The following is a 3882-nucleotide window of genomic DNA, read 5'->3' on the forward strand; positions in this document are numbered from 1 at the left end:
GGCCATGGTTGCCGTGGCGCGACTGGTCACTGCCTCCGCCATGTGGGGACGGCATGTCATCGCATCGTCGGCGACCCTTTCGCCACCGGTTGCCGAAGTGCTCTTCGACGCATTCGCGCTCGGCATCCAACTTCACAACCTGCTCGACGGCAAGCCGACGAAGTGGCGACAGGCGATCATTGACGATCGAGTCGCCCCGCTCGTCACCACCTGCGATACGGCTGCTGATTTCGCTTGCGCATTCAATGGGCACATCAGCGGGATGATGGCCTCCATGGGCCACCAGAGATTCCGTCCAGCGGAACTACAGGCCGTGGATCGAGCAGGGGGAGCGGCACAAGGCGAGGGCCACATTTTCGATGCCATCGAGACGGCGTGTGCGCGACTGCATCACCGCCACGCATGGATAGCGCCCATGAACAGTGCCGGCTATTGCGGCAAGGTATCGATCGGTCTGGTCCGAATGGCGAATATCCGCTCGGCAATCACAGTGGCCAGGCGCCTCGCGGCTAGTCTCCCGCACGTCCGGGTGTGCTGCTACCACTCGCAGGTTGGCCTGCTGCAGCGGTGGAACATCGAACGAACCCTTGATTCGATCCTCACCCGGAAAAAGGAAACATGGGCCGAGCGGACCGTGCAAAACGACAGCGTGCTTGAGGTCTTGCACAGAGGCCTATCTGAAGGCGCTAACAGCATATCGATGATCGTCGTTGCCACCCCAGTGGAGGAGATCGGCCGCGATCACGATTTTGACTGGGCCGTGATCGAACCGTCGAGTTGTCAGTCAATCGTCCAGACCGCGGGGCGGGTCAACCGGCACCGGCTGGTCGCGGTCGACTCGCCCAACATCGCCGTGTTGCAGTTCAATCGTAGAGAGTGCACGAAGCGCAACGAGGACGATCCTGTGTTCTGCAGGCCCGGTTTGGAATCGACAAGTAGTACGAGTGAGTATGGCGATCATGACATCGGGAAGCTGGTGAATTGGGCTGAACTGACGGCCGCTGGCCAGATCGATGCTCGCCTGCGCTACCTGACGAGCATTCATCGATTCGCGGAGGCGGACGACGCCTCCCTTTCAGGCGCCGTCCGGGGTCACATGGACCGGTTCATGAAATCAGCGAGTCCCTTGTGGCTGATGAAGGACACGTACCTGAGGGCGCCATTGCGCGACACGAACGAATCGTTGCACGAGGAGTGGTTCATCGATAGTGCCGGGAACTACTTCAAGTGGGAGCCCAATGGCAAGCTCAGAGAGCAATACCTGCCCGTGCTCAGAAACCCGGCCTCAGTGACAGCACGGCATCGCAGCGAGTGGCTCGTATTGTCCTTTGACGAGACGATCGAGCTCGCACACGCAAACGACATTCGCGTTGAGGAGGCGACATCGGTGCAAGTCCTCTCGTATGGCGACAGCGGCGAAACACTCGTGCATCGCGACCTATCCTTCGGATATTGGAGCGAGAGAAACAAGTCCTGATGAGCAGTCCAGTCGAATGCATGAAGCTTTGGTGTCCTACCGAGAAACCTTTCGATCTGGGCGGCCCTTATCTCTCTTCATCCGGCTTCGAGCCGCCTGCATCGGAACTAGACGGCAGTTGCATGTTCGTCCTATGCAACCGCGCCCCGTCGAACCGCTTCGTCAGGCCCACTCTGAACGAAGGACGATCTCACCTTCCTTGGAATGGGTAATTCAAACGTAACGTACTTTGGGTCGGCTGAGTGGCGGGCCAGAAATGCGCCCACGCTGGACGCACAAAGAGAAAAGCCGTTGAATTCTTGCGAATTCAACGGCTTTATGTACCGCTTATGGCGGAGACGGAGGGATTCGAACCCTCGATCCAGGTTTTAGCCCAGATGCTCCCTTAGCAGGGGAGTACCTTCAACCTCTCGGCCACGTCTCCTGCACACTGTTTGTCGCGCGGGAGTCAGCGCGACGAAGCCAAGATAATAGCGGGTTAGCGGCTGCGGGTCAATTTGATGAGACAAAAAATTTCATCAGACGCATAGTGGGCTTTGAAGCCCCCGCCAACGAAACAATCAAACCCGATCCAACTCGAACACCTTGTGCAACGCACGGACCGCGAGCTCGGTGTACTTCTCGTCGATAAGCACCGAAATCTTGATCTCCGACGTCGAGATCATTTGAATATTGATGCCCTCTTCTGCAAGCGTACGGAACATCGTGCTCGCGATACCCACATGCGAACGCATGCCCACGCCCACCACCGATACCTTCGACACCTTGGGGTCGCCTCGCACCTGCTCGGCCTTCACATGGTCCTTCACCTGGGCGTTCAGGATATCGAGCGCATGCGTGTAATCGCCGCGACCGACCGTGAACGTGAAGTCGGTCTTGCCGTCGACACTCGTGTTCTGGATGATCATGTCGATATCAATGTTCGCGTCCGACACCGGCCCGAGAATCTGATACGCAATGCCCGGCTTATCCGGCACGCCCATTACGGCGATGCGCGCTTCGTCGCGCTGAAATGCGATGCCCGAGATAACAGCTTTTTCCATGGTCTCGTCTTCTTCAAAAGTAATCAGGGTGCCCGAGCACATCTCGCTTTCGAGCGGAATCATCGGGTCTGTCAGGCTCGACAAAACACGCGTCTTTACCTGATATTTTCCCGCAAATTCCACCGACCGGATCTGTAGCACCTTCGATCCGAGGCTCGCCATTTCCAGCATTTCTTCAAACGTCACGCGATCCAGCCGGCGCGCGTCCTCAACCACACGCGGGTCGGTGGTGTACACGCCGTCGACGTCCGTATAGATCAGGCATTCGTCGGCATTCAACGCCGCGGCAATCGCAACCGCCGAGGTATCCGAGCCGCCGCGCCCCAGCGTGGCGATATGACCGTCAGGATCGATGCCCTGGAAACCGGTGATGACCACGACTTTGCCTGCATCGAGATCGGCGAGCACGCGCGTCCCGTCAATCTCGCTGATGCGTGCCTTGGTGAACGCGCTGTCGGTCTTGATCGGCACTTGCCAGCCGGCATAACTCACGGCCTCAAGCCCTTCAGCATGCAATGCGATGGCCAGGAGGCCAACGCTTACTTGCTCGCCGGTGGAAGCGATCACGTCGAGTTCGCGCGGGTCGGGGTCTGGCGTAATTTCGCGGGCGAGGCCAAGGAGGCGGTTCGTTTCGCCGGACATGGCCGACGGGACCACCACCATCTTGTGGCCAGCCTTGTGCCACTTTGCTACGCGTCGGGCGACGTTCTTGATGCGCTCGACTGAGCCCATCGAAGTACCGCCGTATTTATGTACGATGAGTGCCATTGTCGTTTTTTACAGGAGGAAAATCCGCGCTGGCGCGCCGTATCTTGCGCCGCGACAGCCTGGTGCAGCCCAACCGGCGAAGCCAGTCAAGTTCTGCAGCGATGCGATCGACGGCTTAAACGTGGCGACGAAACGCGTTTTGCCGCGCGCGAGGTTCGCTCGCGTGCAAATTGCAATTCTGGCTGCTAAAAACGCGTCTTCTGGACGGAAAAGCTGCTGGAAAAGCGTGGCAGGGAAACCTGCAAAGTTACCTGATCGACGCTCAAAATACAAGGCAAAACGGGCGCTCTGGCCCATTACAGGCGTAGTTCGGCTGCTGAAGTCGCTAGTCAGGCGCGCCCGACAGGATTCAGGCCAACTTCAGGCAATCATCAGATCCGGGCGCCAGACAATGCGCCGATACGGCCCTTTTTCGTCACTGGATTCGCTCTCGATACATGTCCAGTTCACGCCGACAGAAGGGACGAACACCAACGTTTCGCCGAGAAATATGAGGGGAACATCGCGTTTCCATCCTGGCACGCCGCGCTCCTGAAACAAGTTCTTGAGGCTGCGGCTGGGTGTATCCGCCGATAAACGCAGGCGCTCCCCACC

The 3882-nt window shown here is 58.5% G+C and carries 3 protein-coding genes, 1 tRNA gene and 1 pseudogene; 1 reads left to right on the plus strand and 4 read right to left on the minus strand.

What is annotated here, in order from left to right; translation table 11 throughout:
* Positions 1 to 1477, plus strand: a pseudogene (locus tag WCA53_RS12195) (hypothetical protein); the annotation flags it as partial.
* 330 nt (positions 1478 to 1807) lie between these two features.
* On the opposite strand, the gene WCA53_RS12200 reads toward WCA53_RS12195, so the two are convergent.
* The 4 genes from WCA53_RS12200 to tilS form a co-directional block, all read right to left on the minus strand.
* Positions 1808 to 1901: transfer RNA gene (locus WCA53_RS12200), tRNA-Ser, on the minus strand.
* A 136-nt stretch (positions 1902 to 2037) separates the two neighbouring features.
* Entirely contained in the window at positions 2038 to 3288 is a 1251-nt protein-coding gene (locus tag WCA53_RS12205) for an aspartate kinase (protein ID WP_423909941.1), read from the minus strand.
* 9 nt (positions 3289 to 3297) lie between these two features.
* A complete protein-coding gene (locus tag WCA53_RS12210) occupies positions 3298 to 3585 on the minus strand; it encodes a hypothetical protein (RefSeq protein ID WP_423909944.1) in 288 nt (95 codons plus the stop codon).
* 63 nt (positions 3586 to 3648) lie between these two features.
* A partial coding sequence (tilS, locus tag WCA53_RS12215; protein ID WP_423909947.1) for a tRNA lysidine(34) synthetase TilS occupies positions 3649 to 3882 on the minus strand: 234 nt, incomplete at its 5' end.

Source organism: Caballeronia sp. (assembly GCF_049581465.1).
Classification (GTDB): domain Bacteria; phylum Pseudomonadota; class Gammaproteobacteria; order Burkholderiales; family Burkholderiaceae; genus Caballeronia.